Origin of the sequence: Pseudomonas sp. FP198 (genome assembly GCF_030687895.1) — a bacterium.
GTDB lineage: Bacteria > Pseudomonadota > Gammaproteobacteria > Pseudomonadales > Pseudomonadaceae > Aquipseudomonas.
Window position 1 is genome coordinate 2,809,266 of record NZ_CP117452.1, and the last position, 18,589, is coordinate 2,827,854.

14 protein-coding genes and 1 pseudogene are annotated in these 18,589 nt (G+C 57.0%); 3 read left to right on the forward strand and 12 right to left on the reverse strand.

The window, feature by feature from the left end:
* Positions 1-60 precede the first annotated feature (60 nt).
* Positions 61-1,218, forward strand: coding sequence for a TIGR03364 family FAD-dependent oxidoreductase (locus PSH78_RS12915; RefSeq protein ID WP_305501003.1), 1,158 nt, complete (start codon positions 61-63; stop codon positions 1,216-1,218).
* A 52-nt stretch (positions 1,219-1,270) separates the two neighbouring features.
* Here PSH78_RS12915 and PSH78_RS12920 read toward each other — a convergent pair whose 3' ends face one another.
* The 8 genes from PSH78_RS12920 to PSH78_RS12955 form a co-directional block, all read right to left on the reverse strand.
* Positions 1,271-1,969, reverse strand: coding sequence for an outer membrane protein (locus PSH78_RS12920; RefSeq protein WP_305501005.1), 699 nt, complete (start codon positions 1,967-1,969; stop codon positions 1,271-1,273).
* A 73-nt stretch (positions 1,970-2,042) separates the two neighbouring features.
* On the reverse strand, positions 2,043-2,519 hold the full coding sequence (locus PSH78_RS12925) for an SRPBCC family protein (protein WP_305501007.1): 477 nt from the start codon (positions 2,517-2,519) through the stop codon (positions 2,043-2,045).
* A gap of 59 nt (positions 2,520-2,578) precedes the next feature.
* Positions 2,579-5,992 (reverse strand): beta-ketoacyl synthase N-terminal-like domain-containing protein, encoded by a 3,414-nt coding sequence (locus PSH78_RS12930; RefSeq protein ID WP_305501009.1) that lies wholly within the window; start codon positions 5,990-5,992, stop codon positions 2,579-2,581.
* Between the two features lie 88 nt (positions 5,993-6,080).
* Positions 6,081-6,914: an acyl carrier protein gene (locus PSH78_RS12935; RefSeq protein WP_305501011.1), complete on the reverse strand. Its 834-nt coding sequence runs from the start codon at positions 6,912-6,914 to the stop codon at positions 6,081-6,083.
* Between the two features lie 86 nt (positions 6,915-7,000).
* Positions 7,001-8,782 carry an FAD-dependent monooxygenase gene (locus PSH78_RS12940; RefSeq protein ID WP_305501012.1) on the reverse strand — a complete coding sequence of 594 codons (1,782 nt, stop codon included), beginning with the start codon at positions 8,780-8,782 and terminating at the stop codon, positions 7,001-7,003.
* Positions 8,783-8,785: 3 nt separating this feature from the next.
* Positions 8,786-9,397 carry an HAD-IB family hydrolase gene (locus PSH78_RS12945; RefSeq protein WP_305501014.1) on the reverse strand — a complete coding sequence of 204 codons (612 nt, stop codon included), beginning with the start codon at positions 9,395-9,397 and terminating at the stop codon, positions 8,786-8,788.
* Positions 9,387-10,892 carry a class I adenylate-forming enzyme family protein gene (locus PSH78_RS12950; protein WP_305501016.1) on the reverse strand — a complete coding sequence of 502 codons (1,506 nt, stop codon included), beginning with the start codon at positions 10,890-10,892 and terminating at the stop codon, positions 9,387-9,389. The genes PSH78_RS12945 and PSH78_RS12950 overlap by 11 nt, the downstream gene beginning before the upstream one ends.
* 67 nt (positions 10,893-10,959) lie before the next feature.
* Entirely contained in the window at positions 10,960-11,976 is a 1,017-nt protein-coding gene (locus PSH78_RS12955) for an SDR family oxidoreductase (protein ID WP_305501018.1), read from the reverse strand.
* Positions 11,977-12,420: 444 nt separating this feature from the next.
* Here PSH78_RS12955 and PSH78_RS12960 point away from each other — a divergent pair, with 444 nt between their 5' ends.
* Positions 12,421-13,017, forward strand: a complete 597-nt coding sequence (locus tag PSH78_RS12960; RefSeq protein ID WP_305501020.1) for a TetR/AcrR family transcriptional regulator — start codon at positions 12,421-12,423, stop codon at positions 13,015-13,017.
* 276 nt (positions 13,018-13,293) lie between these two features.
* On the opposite strand, the gene PSH78_RS12965 is transcribed toward PSH78_RS12960, so the two are convergent.
* The 4 genes and pseudogenes from PSH78_RS12965 to arsQ form a co-directional block, all read right to left on the reverse strand.
* A complete protein-coding gene (locus tag PSH78_RS12965) occupies positions 13,294-13,938 on the reverse strand; it encodes a DUF3223 domain-containing protein (RefSeq protein ID WP_305501022.1) in 645 nt (214 codons plus the stop codon).
* Positions 13,939-14,108: 170 nt separating this feature from the next.
* Positions 14,109-15,845: an arsenate reductase (azurin) large subunit gene (locus PSH78_RS12970; protein WP_305501244.1), complete on the reverse strand. Its 1,737-nt coding sequence runs from the start codon at positions 15,843-15,845 to the stop codon at positions 14,109-14,111.
* Positions 15,832-16,239, reverse strand: a pseudogene (locus PSH78_RS12975) (radical SAM protein); the annotation flags it as partial. The gene PSH78_RS12970 and the pseudogene PSH78_RS12975, both read right to left, overlap by 14 nt.
* A 117-nt stretch (positions 16,240-16,356) precedes the next feature.
* Positions 16,357-17,580 (reverse strand): arsinothricin export permease ArsQ, encoded by a 1,224-nt coding sequence (gene arsQ / locus PSH78_RS12980; protein WP_305501024.1) that lies wholly within the window; start codon positions 17,578-17,580, stop codon positions 16,357-16,359.
* 386 nt (positions 17,581-17,966) lie between these two features.
* Here arsQ and PSH78_RS12985 point away from each other — a divergent pair, with 386 nt between their 5' ends.
* Entirely contained in the window at positions 17,967-18,470 is a 504-nt protein-coding gene (locus tag PSH78_RS12985) for a MarR family winged helix-turn-helix transcriptional regulator (RefSeq protein ID WP_305501026.1), read from the forward strand.
* Positions 18,471-18,589 lie beyond the last annotated feature (119 nt).

Sequence of the window (18,589 nt, forward strand, 5' to 3'; positions counted from 1 at the left end):
TTCACAGGCCCGGCTCGTGTCGAGCGGGCCTTATCCGTTGATGGTTTTCAAGGAGTTTTCATGTCTGAGCACGACTGTGACCTGCTGATCGTCGGCGCCGGCATCCTCGGCCTGGCCCACGCCTGGGCCGGCGCCAGGCGCGGCCTCAAGGTCAAGGTGTTCGAGCGTAGCCATACGCCCCTGGGCGCCTCGGTACGCAACTTTGGCCAGGCCCTGGTCGGCGGCCAGGCGCCGGGTGTCATGCTGGACCTGGCACGCCAGGCGAACGGTTTGTGGAAAACACTGGGCCAGGCTGCCGGGCTGCACATGCATCAGCAAGGCTCGCTGCTGTTCGCCCGTACGGAAGCCGAAGAAGCGCTGCTCGAAGCGTTCGTGAACGGGCGGGGCGCGGCATTGGGTTATCGCACCGAGCTGTTGCGTGGCGAGGCGTTGGCGGCGCTTTACGATGGCCGTTTTGCCCATCACCGCGCGGCATTGCTCGGCCTCGACGACCAACAGTTGTATTCCCGCGAGGCACTGCCGCAGATCGTCGATTACCTGGCCCGGGCATTGGGCGTCGAATTCCATTTTTCGACGCTGGTCCGCGATGTCGAACCCCACCGTGCGCTCACCAGCGCCGGACGCTTTACCGCGCGGCACATTGTGGTGTGCTCGGGGCATGACTATCAGACGCTGCTGGCCGAACAAATCGCCGGGCTCAACCCGCAAGTGTGCGGCTTGCAAATGCTCCGCGTACGGCCGCGCCAACCCCTGGCGTTACGTCACGCGTTGCTCACGGGGCTGAGCTGCGTGCACTATGGCGCGTTTGCCGACCTCCCTGAAGCGCAGGCCATCCGCACGCAGATCCGCACGCACCAGCCAGAGCTCGAAGCCCATGGCATCCATCTGCTCATCAGCCCAACCCCCCACGGTGACCTGATCATCGGCGATTCCCATGTCTACGGCAGCGACATTTCACCGTTCAACGCCGAGCAGGTCGACCGCATCCTGATTGACCTGGCGCAGCACACCCTGGGCGGCGAGGTCGATGTACTGGAGCGCTGGCAGGGTGTGTATGGCGCGCGGGGGCCGGGGCCGTTCAGCGTGATTTCGGCTGCGCAGGGCGTCACGGCAGTGCTGATGCATACCGGCTTGGGTATGAGCGTGGGACTGGCGCTGGGCGAACGGACGATCGCCGCAGCGCTGGGGGAGGGGCCGTGGCAAAGCTCGGCGGCTTGAAGTCGCCGAGGAGGGCGCCTCGTCGAGGCAAGGCGCCGGTCTGGCTGACGATTCAGAGCCAGTAACGCAGGCCCAGCATCACCGATTGGGCTTCATATTCGGTGCTGACATCGCCTTGAGGCAGCCGTTCGATGTCGCCGAAGTGCGCCTCGCGCGTTTTCAGGCAGCGGTAATCCAGGGACATCGACCAGTTTTCGTTCAGCTCGTAACCTACCCCTGCACCCAGTTGGTAGGCCGAGACGGTGTCGCGGTGAGTACCGCCAAACTCCACTCCACCGGCTTCCAGACCGCTGACCGTGAGGGTGGCGTAACCCAGGCCGCCGCCCAGGTAAGGGGTGAAGCGGTTGAAAGGCGCGGGCAGGTTCAAGACGTCGTACCAGAGGTTGACCATCAGGCTGGCGGCTTTCTCTTCGCCTTCGCCATCGATGCTCCCGCCGCCCTCATAGACCCGGTTGTTGAATTGGGTCAGGGTATTTTCGCGATAACCGAGTTCCACCTCCGGGCGCAGCCCGACCGGGAAACGCCAGCCTAACGCCAGGCCAGTGGCGTAGCCGGAATGCAGCGGTTGGTTGAATTCCATCTCGACGAAATCCAGGTTGTTCTGGTTGAGGTCCTGCGCCGATACCCAGTTCAGGCCGCCCATGAAGCTGGCGTAGGGGCCCAGCGTGTCGGCGAAGGTGGACGCCGGGGCGACCGCGCCCATGCCGATGATGCCCATCACCAGGTATTGAGTGTTTTTCAGTAAGTTCATGCTTGGTCCGAAGTGTGCCGTTATTCAAAAGATTGCGCGAGCCGGTGCGCGTGGCGCTGACGTCGCGAACAGGTCATACGAGGTGCAGATGTGCTTGCGCTTTGTCGAGCTCGGTGGCGTCGACAGCGTTGGCGCGTTGTTCGGCAAGGGCTCCGAGGTTGCCCAGCGCCGTGGTCATTGCCGTCGTCAGCATTTTGCGCAGCAGCCGCCGGTACAAAAAACTCAACGGACCGTAGATCCTGGCGCTATGGATGACCTGGGTTTCGTCCGGAGACAGCCTGCGCATCCGATGGTCGAATTCGAGCCGTATCCAAAGCAGTCTCGCGCTGTTGCGATAGCTTTCCTGCGGCTCCACGGCCAGCAGCCTCAATGGCATTTTCAAGCCATTGCTGAGCACACACTGACCCGCGGTTCCCGCCTGGAACGGGCCCTCGAGTTGACACTGGCTGACGTCGCTATCCCAGAGCGGGGCTTCCTGGAAATTGCTCCAGATCTTCCAGATTTCCGACGGTGGTGATTTGACTATGAGTTGAACCTTGACATCGTTCACGGCGACACCCTGTCTGTTGCGGGCACACTTGTGCCCCTGAGTTTGATCAACGCCCGGCCTCAGGCGGCAGGCGCGGACTGGCTCAATACTTGAGCGGTGATATTGGCTTGGCCGATCTTTTCGCCCCGGTTGAACAGGTCGATATGGATGCGGTTGGTCTTGAATGATTGAAGCTGCGTCCCGAGGCTCGCTTGCGGAGCGAGTGACAACGGGCTGTTCCTGGGAATTGGCCGGTCCAGGGTGAAACTCAGGGCCAGCAGATTCATCGGGGTGTTGAGCGGAATACGCAGATGACCGTGGGCAATCTGCATGTAGCACTGGCGGGCAACCTCGAGGAAATACACCATCGAGAAATGCTCGGGATCGCCCTCGTGGAAAAAATGCCCATCCGGCAGGCTGACCGTATCCACGCTCAGCCCCTGGGCGAGGCTGCTCATGGCGCTGACGATGACATTTTCCTCCCTGGCCTTGTGCAGCAGGGCCTTGTCGACACAGCGCGCGGCCGTGAACTCAGCCGCCGGCGAGGTCTCGAAGGCCGAGCTGTAGGCCATGCCCAGCACGCAGGTGCACATGACTTTTCCAGCCTGCGTGACGGTTGCCTGAAATGCCTGGCCATCGTGGCCTTGCTCCAGGCGCAGGTCGATCACGTCTTCCTTCTGGACGTATTGCTGGAACTTGATGCTGAGCGTCTTCACGTAGGCGACGCGACCATTCAGCGGGGGCATGGCCAGTTCGACCAGTTGCATCACCCCCTCAAGCAACAGGATGCCGGGGATGTGATCCAGCGGATGGTCGAAGAAATACCGGTGACCTTCGTCCACCACCAGCCGTGCCCGCAGCGAACGCGGCTCGCGCTGGATGTGGGAAATCACCACGTGTTCCGCTCGACGCTGCCAGGGCGCCGGGCGCTGCGTACGAGCCCCCTGGTGCAGGGCAAACAGCCCCTCCATGGCCCGGACTCGCACCCGCAACCCGGCGAGAACCGTGCTGGTCAGCATGTCGCTGAGTTGCAACACATCGACACCGTCGTGTTGCGGCTCGCGGACGATTTCGCCGGCATGCACTGGCGTGATGACCTGCTGCAGCTCAAGGGGCTCGTGGGCAAAGCGCAACGTGAACGGGTGTTTGATCGCAGGGGCGGGGCTCGCCGTTGCGAGGTTCCATTCGCGCAGTTTTTCAGTGAACAGCCACATCACAACCTTGCCGGCCTCACGCACCTCGATCACCGTGTGAGCCGCCGAGCTCATCACCACCGACAAAAGCGTTTCGATGCCGCAGGCTTCAGCCAGGAAACCGGTCATCTCCTGCAACGACTCGTCACCAGGGATGCTATCGGGCTGCAACTCGCAAACCTCGACCACCGGGTACTGGGCGCGCTCCTTGCCGGCCAATCGGCACGCTTCGTCCAGCGAAGCCGCGGCATGGGCGAGTACCGCTGCGCGAATCACCAGCAGCGGCGTGTCGGTTGAACCCGCTCGATAAGGACGCAGCGCAAGCAGCCCGAGCCCTTCGCCTTGCGGTGTAGCGCTGCGGCGAGCACGGTCGACCTCGATTTCGCCGCTGATGAAGCGGCCGGCTCCGAGCAGCAGCGTCGTGATGCCGTCCTCGAACCATTGTCGGGACGCCAGCAGGGTTTGCCAGAACAGTCCTGGTGAGCCGGCCAGGGTCTGATGGAAACCCTTGAAATCGAAAATCTGCGCCGGGTAGCCGGACAACATGTTCGGCAACATGGTTGCCACGTCGGTCACCTCCACGCCCGGCGGGCTGCCTTGGGCCCGTGAATAGAATTGCTCGGCACTGCTATAGGCGTTGCTGAACCGCTCCCCGCCCATGTTGCAGCACATGACCATTGCCGTACCGGCGGATCCGGCAACGCCCGGCAGGCGCCGCAACAGGTGATTGACGCGGTCGGTGATCAACAGTTTGAAGGGATCGACGTGGGCCAGGGGCTTTGGCCCCATGCCAAATCCGTCGATATCGATGACGCGGTCCTGGGCCAGGAATCTCCCCGACAACGGCCCGGCCGAGGCCCCCTTGCAATCGACGAAACGCCCGTAAGGGAAAGTGACCGGTGGACTAGCCGGTTGCTCAAGCCGCCGTTTGAACGCGTGCAGTGAATCGCAACCGCCCAGTGCGGCTTCCGCCTCGACGATCGCCAGGTCCAGGATCTGCACGCCTGAAGCCACAGGCGCGGGGGCGGGGAGGTCAGCGGGCACGTATTCATCCACCACCAGATGGGCGTTGGCGCCACCGAAGCCGAAGCTGGAAATGCCTATGCGGATCGGCGATTGACGATCCTCCAGTGGCTGGACTCGCTGTGTCGCCAGGCGCAGGCAGGTGTCGTCGACTTTCAGACTGGGACAATAGTCCGGCTGGGGTGGGATGCCCTTGTGGCGCAGGATCATCAACGCCTTGGCCAGCGAAGCGCCTCCCGCCGCGGCCAGGGGATGGCCGATGACTGACTTGATCGAACCGATGGCAATTTTTTCGTCGGCGCTGCGATGGGCAGCGAAGAAACTGTTCAGCGAGGCCAGTTCGGTCGCATCCCCTAACGGGGTGCCGGTGCCGTGGGTTTCGATGTAATCCACGCGGCCTGGATCAAGGTCCATGTAAGCCCGTTGATAAGCGCGATACTGGGCCTGCCGGCCCGGCGCAAACACCGACCCTTCGGCGCCATCGGCAGAAAGCCCCAAACCTCTCAGCACGCCCAGCGGTCGGCGTCGGGCGTTCAGGGCATCGGCCACGGGCTCGACCAGAAAGGCCGTGGCGCATTCGCCCGGCACAATACCGTCGGCATCCTCGCCGAACGCCTGCATGCTGGCCCGGGCGGAAAAAGCCGTCAGTTGGGAGAAACCGAGGAACAATGCCGGGGGCAGAACGGTGTTGAGCGCCATGATGATCGCCTGGTCCGCCTGGCCACTGTTGAGCAGAGCCTTGGCCATGTCGATGGCATAGGGGAACGAACTGCAAGCGGTATCCACCGATAAGGCCGGGCCTCCCAAGGCAAACGCGCGCGCCAGCCCGGCCACCTGTTCACCGGGCGTAAAACCGGATGGCGTGTCGGTACCGCCGGGCACTGGCGTGGCGAAATAACTTTCATCGCTCCAGGACGTCGCGACTACCAATGCGGTTCGCTCGGTATTCAGTTCCGTGCCTTGCGCCGCGAGTTCGGCAAAAAGCGTCCGGAGCACGTTCTTGCCAATCGCGACCTGCCGGCCTTCATGACGGGAAGGCGTCGATGGGTCATCTGAAAGGCAGAATGCGCTGTCCAGGTAGACACGATCCTTCTCGCCGGCCTTGCTCGAAAATATCGACGCCTTCTGCAACTCCCAGCGCGCCGGCATTGCCTGGATAGGCGCTATGCCGCCCTGCGAGAGCAAGTGCCAAAGTGCGTCGGTGGACGACGCCCCTGGAAATTCGCCGGCCATTGCGCTGAAGCACAACTCGCCCGCTGTCGTTACCGCGCCACTCATACCCTGTCTCCTGATTTGCCAAAAAGCCGGGTGACCTGACGGTCACCCGGTGTCCATTCCATGTGCGGGCAGCGTGTGCCATCGGGCCTCAGCCCATTCTGGCCAGAAGCGCCAGCGCGTCTTCCGGGGTACGACGCGACATCAATGCCTCACCAGCAAACTCGCTGACGGGGCACTCTTGCGCCATTGATTGGCAAAGGGCTTGCCGGTCAAAACCGGTGAGCCCCAAATCGGTAAAAGGCGTGTTGACGTCCAGTGACTGCGGTGCGTCCGAAACCAGCGGTGACAGTGCGTTGAAAAGCACCGCGCCGAGCGGCGTCTGCGCATCGGCGGAGCCAGGCAACGGCGCCTCGGAAGGTGTGGCAGACGGCTTCGGATCGGTTTCAAGCCTGGCCAGCAGGGCCGTAGGGGTCAGGGCATCGAAGAGTTGCGAGGTCTGTTCTTTCTTGTCCGGGAAGTGCTGGGCCAACGACTCGAAAATATCAACCAGCCCTAGCGAGTCGATGCCCAGGCTTTCGAAACTTCTTTCGAAGTCGATTTGCTCCTTCTTGAAACCGGTGACCGAACTGATCTCGGCGCGCAACCATTGCTCATAGCTGAGGGCGACAGGTTGCTCGACCGGCGGTGCCGCGGCCAACACGGTCGAGTGCGCAGGCACGGGTTCCAGCGTTGCGACGCTTCTACCAGCAGCCGCCTCGATGCCATGGGCGTAGACGCCTTCCAGCACCTGCTGGTGGGCATTGAAATAATGGGCGGTGACCGATTCAGCCTGTTCCAGCAGGCGCATCAGGATCGATTCCTTCGCCATGTTGGATTCGCAGAGTGAATCGATGATTTTTTCCGAGAGGGAGAAATAGCTATGGGCTATTTTCCCGTTGGACACGATGAATTCCTGCACAACTTCATTGAGTTGCAAGCGCATGAGGTTCTCCTTAACCGTAATTCGGTAGGTGTTTTAGACGAGCATCGAAAGTCGTGGGCCCGGGCAGAGCGCCGTCAAGCAATCAGTCAATGAGCGGTTGCGACTGGCCGCTGGATTTGCACTGCCTCGCTTGCCGGGGAGGCGGTTTCCCTCGGGGCCTTGAGCAATCCGGACCTCACGCTCAGGTACGTCACGAGTGTCATCGCGTCGGCGCCCTGGAACGCGATGTACGCGTCAGGACGAATCAGCATCAGCGTGCCTTCGCTGGCGTGATAACGCTTGTGCAGCCTCCAGTCGGGGTCCAGCAATGTCGAGTGCCATGCCGGCAGTTCCGCGCTGCTGAGGGCGTCGACCACGCAGTAGGCCTTGATGCCCGGATAATCTTTTTCTACTGACTCGGCCAGTGCATAGTGGCCTGGCAAGACGGGAGAAAATTGATCCGCCGCGGTGAAGATCAACAACGTGTACGTCCCGTGGAACAGGTCGATCAAGCGCGCCGGCAGCGCCCCTTGCTGTTGCCAAAGCTCGACATCGGGCGCCAGTTGCCCCGCGCGAGGCACCGGCGGCTGGAACGCCGTCCGGGCTCCGTTCCTAGACCAGTTGCGGCGCTGCTTTTTCGTCAGCGCCTCCTGGATGCAGTCACTTTTGGCGTAATGGTATTGATGGCCGGAGATCATCGAGGGCAGTTTGCGCTGGACCTTGGGCCTGTTGCTCAGCAGGGGCAGGACATTGTCTCGCAGCCACACCAGGGCCCGTTGTCTTACGGTGATCAGCCGGGTCAACCGATGCGCGGTCTTCTCCACTTCCAGGGCCACCGGATAACGTTCCTCGTTGTAGCTGTCGAGCAGTGACGGATCCGCCAGGCCTTGATCGACATAGGCGATCTTCCACGCCAGGTTGTAGGCCTCGGAAATTCCCAGGTTCATCCATTGGCCGCCGATCGGGCTGCCGATATGCGCAGAATCGCCGACCAGGAACACCGAGCCCTGCTGCAATGACTGCACCCGGCGATGCTGGAAAGAGGCAATGGTGGTGGAGGAGATATTCGACAGGGTCATGTGCTGCCCACGTCCCTCGCACAGCCGCTGGAAGTTCTCCAGGCTCAGGGAGGGGCGCTCGCCTTCCGGTGGCAAGTCGTAGGGCATCTCGATGAACAACCGATACCGCGATTGTGCGCTGATCGGCGCAACCGCCACGTACCCATCCTGTGCGCCAAGAAAAAAAGCGCCTTCGTCCTTGCTGCCGGACCACTCGATGTCAGCGTCGGCGAGCATGAAAAAGCGATCGTAGGACGATCCTTCGAAAGTCATCTCCAAACGTTTTCGGATGTTGCTGCGAGCACCGTCACAGGCGACTGCCCAGCGGCTGGCGCAGGATTCCTCGCGACCGTCGCCATGACGCAGCGTGACCCGTACGGACTCGGGCTGGTTCTCGATGTCCACCAGCTCGGTGTTCCATTCGACTTGCACGCCCAGCTCAGTCAATCGTTCCAGCAGGATCTTTTCCGTTTGCGGCTGCGGCAGGCTGAGGAGCAGGGGATAGGTAGCATCGAGGCAGGAAAAGTTGTAGTTCAGTACCCGCCGGGCGTTGGACTGCACCGAAAACTGATTGATGGTAAAACCATCGTTGATGGCCTGGTCGGCGACGCCGAGGTCGCGGAAGATTTCCAGGGTTCTGGAATGGATCGCCATCGCCTTGGTCGCGGTGGAGGGGCCGGCGTTTTTCTCGATGATGCGAAAAGCGACGCCCCATTTCTGCAACATGATCGCCAGCGACAAGCCGATAGGACCGGCGCCTACGATCATTACCGCCGGCGCCTTGCCCGGTTGTTGGTAATGCGCGGGGACGAAAGTGCTCAGAGTCTTCATCTGTCAGTACCAGTTTCTATAGAAGGGAGAGTTGGCAACGCTGAGCAGGGCCTCGTCGCCTGACGAGTCGCCATAGGCGTAGATGTAGAAATCTTCAAGGTTGCCGACGCAGCCTTCGAGGCGCCTGACTTTCTCCCCATCGACACAGTTGGCCCCCGATATGCCCCCGGTCAGCTTGTTCCGAGCCGTCGCCAGGCGGGTGCCGCACACGTAGTCGAAACCAACTGCCTGCCCCCACGGGATCAGGTAGTTCTCCGGCGAATTGCTGACCAGTGCCGTGACGTGTCCCATGGATTGATGCCATTTCAGCCGACGCAGCGCTTCGGGCCTGAGCCAGAGCGGCAGCTGTTCGCTGATGAAATACCTGGCATGCTCGCGCTCCTGCTCGACGGTCAGGCCTCCCAGGTAGCAGGCGATGAATGCAAGTCGCGCCTGCATCAGCGGTGTGATTCCCAGGATCACGCTGAGCATTTTCGGCAGCAGGGGGATGATCCTGAGCCAGAAGGGCCGGGATCCGACGATAAAACGCATGTAGCGCCAGAAGGTATGCCTGTCGGTCAATGTGCCGTCGAAATCGAAAACGGCCAGCACCGGTCGCGTGTGATCAGCGTGCATGAATCTCTTCCTTGAGAGGGACAATCTCTATGTTTCTGGGGAGTTTGAAGGCGGAAAGGTAACGGGCGAGCAGGGTGGATACGCTGTTCTGGCTCAGGTCTACGCTACCTTCCACAGACAGGTGCAAGACGTTTATCTCTTTATGATCAGGGACGATGTAGGCCTTTGCCCGCACTGCACCGGGATGCTTGAGGGCAATGGACTCGATTTCTTCCAGGTCGATCATCTGCGCTTTGATTTTCGAGATACGCAGGCGCTGGCAGAAGAAAAATACGTGCCCGTCGTCGTCCTGCCAGACCAGGTCGCCGGTGTGGAACCAGCCATCACGGAAAAACCGCGCATTTATCTGCGGCGCATCGTCATAGCCCGGGATAACCATCGGGCCGCGTACCAGCAGTTCGCCGATACGGCCCACGGCCACGTCGCGCCCCTGACCATCGACAATTCGCAACTCGACACCACTGATCGGTTGGCCCATCGCACCGCGATGCACCTCGCCGACCGAACTCTGGACAATCACCGGCATGCTTTCCGTCAGTCCGTAGCCTTGCAATACAGGGCCGCACCCCAGCAGGTCGCCGAGTTTTTGCGCTTCATCCGCCGGTAGATGGCTGCCGCCGGAATAAATCATCAGTTGCGGATGCAGCGGCAGCCGTGGGCCCTTGCGTTTGGCCAGTCGGGTATTGAAGTAGCGGATGACATCCGGCACCAGGCAGGCAAAGGACACCTGATGCTCGGACAAGACTTGCGCCAGGTCCCTGTTGAGCAGGCTGTTGGTCATCAGCAGCGTAGCGCCGATGCTGAGCGGGAAAACCATCATCACGGACAGGCCGAAGATCGCGTACAGCGGCAGAGTCACCAAGTGGACCGAGCCAAGGCCTTGAGGGTGAAACCGCTCGTGCAAGCCATCGCTTGACTGCGTCAGGTCCAGATAACGATGAGAAACAGCCAGCGGCATGCCAACGCCCCGATACGTGAACTGTACCGAAACGACCGGGTTGCCTTCAGGCAGTGACAAGGGCCAGAGCTGATGTGGAAGATCAGAGGCGGCCGTTGCGTTTTCGGGCAACGACAACGGTTGCTCATCGGCAGTACGGACGACGAGGCAACGGACCGACTGAAAGACTTCGCGGTGTTGCTCGAACAACGAGTCGGTCGTGACGGTTAATGCGGGCCCGGCGAGGCCCAGCACGTTGCTCAGTTCGTACGTCGTCAGCTTGTGGTTAAGGATGACGGGGATAGCACCATGGCCAATGATCGCCAAATAATACGCGATGAAATCCACCCCATTGGGCAAGACAAGCGCAACTTTCTCTGCGGACGACACCCCAAGGGAATGGAGCAAACCGTTGCACGCTTCGGCCTTGTTCAGCAAGTCGCGGTACGTGAAGGTTTCTTCCGCATCGAGGTTCCTGATAGCTATGGCGTCGGGGTGCAAATCCGAAAAACCGACAAAACGATGCAGGAAACCTTCTTTACAGGTAAGGCTTTTCATTCCACCAACCTCTCAATCCTTGAAGTCATGGCCAGATAAATAAGTACTGCAGAGGCAGGCTAATTTTTCAGTTGAACTTTATGTAGTTATTATTCCGATACCAGTCCAGCGTATCGGTCAGGGTTTCAGTAACCGGGCGGAATGCGCATTTCAGTTCACTTGAACTTTTGCTGTGGCTGAAATGGGTCCGCCCTTGTTCCTGCTCAATGAGCTTGACCGTGGAAGTACTGATAAGCACCGGCTTTTTAGTAACCCGGTAATAAATCTCATAGGCGAAAGCAATAAGACGCAGCATGAACAACGGAACAGGCCGTTCCGGTGCCTTTATCCCGCTGACGTTGGCCAATGCCCGAAAGATAGTCTTCATGTCCATATGATTGCCGGCAGCCAGATAACGCTCTCCCGATCGGCCACGTGTTATCGCCGCGATTTGATGTTCCGCCACGTCACGGGCGTCCACGACTGAAAAACTCCCGGGAAGAACTCCCGGCAATTTTTGTCCCACGAAATCCAGCAGGAACTGACCTGACGAGGTAGGACCGATGTCGCCTGGGCCAAACATCCAACCGGGTAAAACCATCGCCACGAACATGTCCGGATGCAGCGACAAGAACTCCTGAACCTTCTGTTCAGAGAGGATCTTGCTCAGGTAGTAATCGTCTGCCTCGGACTCGTCGCGCGACATGGTCTCGTCGATTACCTGGTCGCGGTTTCCCTTCAGGACCGCGATGGAGGAAGTGTGGACCGCACGGCGAATGCCCGCGGCATAGGCGGCCTGCAACAACCGCTCGGTGCCGGTTACATTGGTATCGTAGAGCTTTTGCCAATGCTTTCCGCCTTTATAGCTGTCGCGAAAATAGGCCGCTGTATGAAACAAGGCATCACAGCCTTCAAGGGCATGGCTGAACGCATCAACATCAAGCATATCGCCCTGGACAAGTTCGACGGGCAGGCCGTCGAATTGCTTCTTGGCTTTTTCAATGGAACGTACCAGCGCCCTTACTTTGATGTCTCGTTTTAAAAGTGCATGGACAAGATTGTTCCCAAGCAGGCCTGTAGCACCTGTAACAAAGGCATATTCCATTAAAATCCAGCTCCTGTGAGATAGCCTGCTCGTGCAGCTTCGTCGCTGAACAGGCGTTGGATGACCCAACGGCGCCAGTAAAAACCATTCGGTATCTGGAAATCAAGCGGTATTTCACTATCAAGTGAAAGCCGAGGTGTCTGGGACGGGCCTGAGACGCGATGTCTCAACGAGTTCGCCAGGCTGATGACGCCATTTTTCCGGCATGTGGGCGGTTTTTTACCCTGAGGGGGCAGGGCAGTGGTCGCTCTGAATTCGTTGCATTTCGATGAAAACCGTCACCTTGCCGTCGTCCGATCCAGGCAAAAATAGGCGGTGACTACATGGCAGATTTAAAACTTTAAATGCAAAGGATGGGTACGGATGGTAAGGTGCAAATATCTGATTCACTGAGCTGTTTCATCTAGTTACAAACAAACATATTGGGCCAAAGGAGCCGAGGGCGTGATTAGAAAAAGATTAGGTCGCGAGGAAAGCCAACAAATAACACGAGACAAGTTATTTGATACCGCCACTGACCTCATGATCAAAAAAGGCTTTCACGCCGCCAGTGTCAATATTATCTCTGAAGAGGCAGGTTATTCGAAAGGTGCGTTCTTTTCCAACTTCTCAAGCAAGTCGGAACTGCTCCTGCAACTGACCCAGCGTTTCAAACGGGTTGAAATAGACCGCTTGGGCGAGACGTTGGCCGCGGGTTATACCGCAGAGCAACTCGCTCACGGATTGAACGCCTACATCGATACACTTAAAAACAATACGAACTGCGCCATCCTCGATGCTGAAATGCAACTGATCGCGTTACGCGATGAAGCGTTCGCAAAGCATTACTACGATCTGCATGAAGAAAACAGCGAGGCGCTGGGCAAGCTGATCACTATCATTTTCAACCATGCCGGCAAGAAACCTCCGTTGGCATACGCAGCACTCGCGAAAACGTTCACCGCGCTGTCGGAGGGTTTGATATTGCAAGGACATAAAGATCCAGCGGCGGAAATCAAACTGGTGCTCAATTCGCTCATTGAAACGGCGGAGCCATTGTAGGAATGCAAGCTGGTCCGGCAGTCGGCGATCAGCGTGAAGCTACCGCACGAAGCGTTGGCAGGCCGTCTTTTGCGGAGCGTCTTGAGCCAAACGGTCCGGGTTCAGGTTCCGGGGAAAGCCGGAGTTGCCGTGGGTACTGAAAGGAGCCCGGGATGGCCGCCAAGACGAAACATCTTGTTACGCATAATGTATATTATGTTAAACGAGATGTTTACAGCCGACGAGGCTGGCGTACCTAAAGGACGTGTCGCAAGCCGACCAAATGTCGCGAGCCAACTATTGCTTGAGAATTGCCAGCCGCCGCCCTCCTATCGCGACATTGGCAGCCTTCAAAAGTGGCTGAAGCTCAGCGTGCAGTCGATGATACTCCTCAAACTCTGAAGATACTTTTTGATCGAACAACGCCAAATTCTCCCTATTTTCGGACGTTTCAAGAGTGGTCAGATCGACCTGGCGATCATGACAAAATCGCTCCAGCAGAATCCAGAACGGCTCCTTGTGATCGATATGCAAATCTTTACGGTCTGTGATAACCGCGCAACTTATCGGCATACCTAGCGCGTCACGAAACGCGATCAATTGAGAGCGCACAGCAAATCTCAATGCCTCACATACCTTTCCATGTGGCGATTGGACAACACCGGTAATGCAGCGTTTGTAGGAAAAACTTTCTTCACTGCCACCGGTGCGAACGAGCTTGATCCCCCTACCCGCTCCCACGGCATTTCTCACGATCTTGAAGTGGTCGATCCCGACACCAACTTTTCTGCTCGCCTCTGGATGCATTGCTATGAGCAGGCGCATTTTTTTGACTGCAAGCTCATTACTGACTACGCCTATTGGCGCGTTGTGCAGGTAGTTTTTGAGCCGATCCAGAAGCTCTTTTTTTGATTTGTACTGAAACGGGCCCAACCAGAACACGCAGAAGTCTCCCTACCTCATCTGTAATCCAGAGTTGCCACTCCAAGATGATGGTGTAAGTCCACATATGGCTTACATCTGATCAAGCAAGACAACGTCCCGACTGCGCTCGCCCAATACCATGATCGAGACCATGAAAAAACGTCTAGCAGGGGTGGAAGCGCGATACCTTAAAATCTTCTAGACTTGAAGCTGATCGTCTCTTTAAATTCTTCCACTTTCCCGATACGACGAATACTCGCCCATGTTCCTTTGTAATAGGGCACTACGTTTCGGTCAGTCCATGGAGTGTTCAAATTACCCATAACACCATTGAAGTGGCCGAACTGCATGAACGTCTGATTCCGTTTGATATCCCGCTCCAGGTAGGCCAGTGCGTATGACGAGCCGTAGTCGTTGAACACCTCGACTACATCCCCGGAGGTGATAGCCAACGCTTGGGCATCGTCAGGGTTGATTTCCAGATAAGCCATCGGCACACGCCGGTTCACAAAATCGTTGTATTGGTCGTGGTAGAGAGTTTGCCAGACCTCATTGATGCGTCCGTTGTTGACCCAAAACTGGTGTTTCTCCTTCTGTTCTGCCACCGGCTTCGGAAAGCCTGGCCACTTCGCTGGTTTGAACTCGGCTTTGCCGTCCGGCGTGTCGAACTTGTAGTCGGTGTAAAACATTTCGGTGCCGATCAATCTGCCGTCGCGGTACTCCTTGGCGGGTAACTGAACTCCATTGTTGCCCATGGCTCGCAGTCGCTCGTAGGTCACAAGGTTGCCCGTGCTTCCACCCTGACTATCAATAGGGTCGGCATCGGGTTGCCCGGCCATACGAAAGCCGTCGTTGAAAGCGTCTTCTTCGGTTTTCCAGTCGAACCCTGCGAAGCGCGTCGCCATGTCCTGTTTTCCTTCGACGGTATACATTTTCCGGAGGGTGTTGGCGATAGCCGCCGCAATGAGGCAGTCGGCTTTCGCTGAACCAGGAGGATCGGTGAATTTTTGGGACAGTCGCATCCTGCGTTCCCCATTCATGGAGGTAAGATTTATCTCACCAGGGTGGGCTGCCGGCAACATCACGTGGGCGGCTTCTGCTAGCTTGGTGGGGTAGAGGTTAATATTGACGAGGAAGAGCCCTCCTTTGTTCTTCACCGCATCATAGATGGCATCCACCATCTGCGCGGTTGAGCCGCCGCGAACATTGGCCATGGCCTCTTTAACAATATTGGCGCGCTTCACAATAACAGCACGATGTTGTTGGGCATTGAGAGTGGTCTGGAACGGATTGGCCCCCCATGCTGTGTACATCATGCCCTTACCGTTGAGGATCTCCTGATCCACATAGATTTTGGTAGTACCTGGGTAGGGGGGGCGCGTATACCCCTCCTGATGCCCACCCATTCGCACCACACCCGTGCCCCGCCGTCCTACGTTATGGGTCGCAAGCACTAAATCGACCAAGGCAGACTGGATGAGATAGTTGTCATTGCCCCAGATGATCCCCTTTTCATAGGCATGCATGGTATGAGGTCGGTGGCCAGAAGCTTTAGGCTTGTAGGCCCACTCTGCGGCAAGCTTGAGCTTGGCTACCGACACGCCGGTGATCCGGCTGGTTTCTTCGAGGGACAATCGGTTAGCTTGCAGTGCTTGGTCGAACCCTTTGGTATAGGCAGAGATAAATTCTTTGTCGTGCCATTCCTGTTCAACCACGTAGGTCAACAGGCCGTTGAACAGGGCAATATCCGTTCCCGGTTCGATGTCCAGGTGAAGCACGTTGTCCTTGCCTGCCGCTTGTTCGGCTACGGCAATGGTCGGTGTTCTACGAGGGTCAACAAAAATCACTTTGGTCGGGGCAACGGTTTCTCCAGGAAAACGCTGTTTACGTTTGTCGACCGTCTGCCCCTGTAATTTTTTTGATATCCACTATGCCTGCCAGGCTGGCATCTTGGCCATTGAGCCTTTTTAGCAGATTCACCAGAGGAACTTCCCATTCGCCTACGATGGTATATTCACTATATCTGCCGGTAAGACGTTCGGCGTTGATGGTTGCGTACTGGCCAAAAAATACCTTTATTGCTTTATTATTCCACTTGCTGATTTTAGCCGAAAGTTGTACACCTGCTTGCAATGAATCAAATAACGGAACGGAAATGCAAACGACATCCGCGTCGGAAAACATCGATTCGACGAGCCCCTCCACATAGACATCAACCAACTGCGCATCAAATCCTGCATCGATAAGTGCTGTGGCCGCAGATATCGCGGTAAGAGGCTGGTAACCGCCTTCAAATGTTGTCGCCACTATTACTTTCATTTCCATGTCCCCACGCAATTGAGGTTAATATCCATACAGCTCTTAAGCTGCAAGTAATTTTCGACACAGGTGCACGTGCCTCCTAACAAGATTCAGGAGGCAGTATTTATTATTTTTCTAGAAAGATAGGGCAGTTATCACGCATAAGGCACAAAGGCCTATAAACGCTTGAAAGATCGAGGCGCCTGTTATTGTTTTGACATAGTTTATAGTGCTGCTATTCGCAAAAGCGTCATTTCGCACCAACCAGTAAAAACTATCATTAGGCAAAATGGCTACAAACGATCCTAGGCAAATCGCATACACAACAGGTATCAAGTCTATTCCTGTGTTAGCCAAGACAGGTGCGAGTATGGGCGGAAGGGCTGAGAATGTTGCCAAGGATGAGCCATTTATGATCTTGAAAATAGCCGCAACTGAGAACAGCCCGATCAACATCAGCGAAGCTGACTTTACACCCGTGACTATCTCAACGGCATATCCAGCAGGCACAACACGCGCAAGCATATGCCCTAGCGCGGACGCGCAACCAATTATAAATAGAAGATTAGCTGTTCTTCTAATTGTGGAATCAAGCATCGGCTTGCGATTTTCTTGCTTGGTCAGAAGGTAAGCCACAATAGCAGCGGTCAGAAGCGCACCGGCTGGAGCCGTAAAAAAGCCAATGACCGGGACTGCGGAGAGCTTACCGAAGTACCCAGCGAATAAAAGCGCAAATAGTAATGCGAGAGGAAACAGTAGCCTGGACGAACTAGCCCACTGAAAGTCCCTGCCCTCGCTCGGGGAGGCTTCTATGGCATCTGAATGGTCTCCTACCAAGCGGAGCCAAATCATGCCAGCCACAAAAGTCGTCACCATCAAGGTTAGACCCAGCACAATCAATCGGTGATCTTCGACGTTTGCCCCCACACCGAGGCCGATTATCAGCGGCCCTGCAGGTATCAACAGCTTGAAGCCACTGTAGCTGCCTACCGCAATCGCGGTTCTATAACGACCAGCTAACGGAGATAGCGCCGCATATGCGGTGTCAGGGCATACCATCCCTGCCCCCATCAACGGAGACATCACGACCCCTGCCCTGCCGAGATAAAGATCCTGTCCATGACTTAACCAGGCAGCTAGGTAGAACGCGCTGAGAAGCACAATACAAAAGTAACCGAGGTTGTTCCCGTATCCTGTGATCAATACGGAGATTATTTCGCTGTTCCCCAGCCCGCCCACGAGCCCCAAAGCGACAGTTAACACGATCATAAAAATGGGGAACGGAAGCGAGAAAGCCTTGGCTATCGAGCTACGAATTGAGGTAGGGATGGACTGGGCGCTGATTTCCAATTCGGACATGATCGCTTCCTTGCACGATTCGATAATTTACCCAGCGATCTACGCTGGGTGCACGTTTTCTGCGTATTCAAAACAACCCAGCATGAGGTCGAAAATCGGCAGACTGCAGGAAGTGACATGATTTTTCGACGATTCTACCGGCCCCATTTACGACGGGTCGTCCAGCATTCGTTCTGTTATTTGTTTGAATAGGGATTCGGGTAGAAATCTCTACACCTCGCCTTCTAAACCAGGATCGATTGGCTATCCATCAACCTGGCTGAGCCTATTCGTTGGTACTTGCAACCAATATAGGGATCCAATTTGGGAAATGTCAACCCCCTATTGGTGGTTGCAGCTATACCTCTGGAAAGCTACTGTTGGTAGTGACAACTGAAGAGAAATTTATGGACCACTGCACCGATACCCACCTCATCAGTGATGCTGAAAACCTATTTGAGGCAGTTAATCAGCTGGTACGTGTCTATCAGTTTAGAGACAGAGACCGAATCTGTTGCTATGACGTATCCGTCACCCAGTGCTACGCCCTAGAGACACTGATCAAGCAGGGGCCGTTGCGAATGCAGGCACTGGCGGAGGAAATGTTTCTTGATAAAAGCACGGCGAGCCGAGTCATCGATACTCTTGAACGCAAAGGTTACGTCGAGCGATCTGTTGACCTGGAAGATAAACGCGCCATTCAAATTCGAGCCACGGAAGCGGGTGAAGCGCTATATCAGAAAATCCGGGTCGACCTGGTAGCCGAAGAGAGCGCTATGATCGCGAATCTCTCACCGGAGGTCAGAAAAGCCTCTGTAGCACTTATCAAACAGCTCACCAGAGCGGCGGAAATCCGCTGTGGTCTCGTAAAAAGCTGCTGCCCTACGCCATCGAAGGTCAGCTGCTCATGAAGCCATGACATTCGTCCCGATTGCTGCGCCAATTGGATGGAAGTTCTGGTGCATGACGGCGTGGGTATCGGGTAGAGGCGCAACGGCTGACGTAGCAACTCCAGGCGTTGCGAGAGGTG

Bases quoted from the DNA above. Each gene is read 5' to 3' on its own strand.
- PSH78_RS12915 (WP_305501003.1), top strand. From the start codon at position 61: ATGTCTGAGCACGACTGTGACCTGCTGATCGTCGGCGCCGGCATCCTC.
- PSH78_RS12920 (WP_305501005.1), bottom strand. From the start codon at position 1,969: ATGAACTTACTGAAAAACACTCAATACCTGGTGATGGGCATCATCGGC.
- PSH78_RS12930 (WP_305501009.1), bottom strand. From the start codon at position 5,992: ATGAGTGGCGCGGTAACGACAGCGGGCGAGTTGTGCTTCAGCGCAATG.
- PSH78_RS12935 (WP_305501011.1), bottom strand. From the start codon at position 6,914: ATGCGCTTGCAACTCAATGAAGTTGTGCAGGAATTCATCGTGTCCAAC.
- PSH78_RS12940 (WP_305501012.1), bottom strand. From the start codon at position 8,782: ATGAAGACTCTGAGCACTTTCGTCCCCGCGCATTACCAACAACCGGGC.
- PSH78_RS12945 (WP_305501014.1), bottom strand. From the start codon at position 9,397: ATGCACGCTGATCACACGCGACCGGTGCTGGCCGTTTTCGATTTCGAC.
- PSH78_RS12950 (WP_305501016.1), bottom strand. From the start codon at position 10,892: ATGAAAAGCCTTACCTGTAAAGAAGGTTTCCTGCATCGTTTTGTCGGT.
- PSH78_RS12955 (WP_305501018.1), bottom strand. From the start codon at position 11,976: ATGGAATATGCCTTTGTTACAGGTGCTACAGGCCTGCTTGGGAACAAT.
- arsQ (WP_305501024.1), bottom strand. From the start codon at position 17,580: ATGTCCGAATTGGAAATCAGCGCCCAGTCCATCCCTACCTCAATTCGT.
- PSH78_RS12985 (WP_305501026.1), top strand. From the start codon at position 17,967: ATGGACCACTGCACCGATACCCACCTCATCAGTGATGCTGAAAACCTA.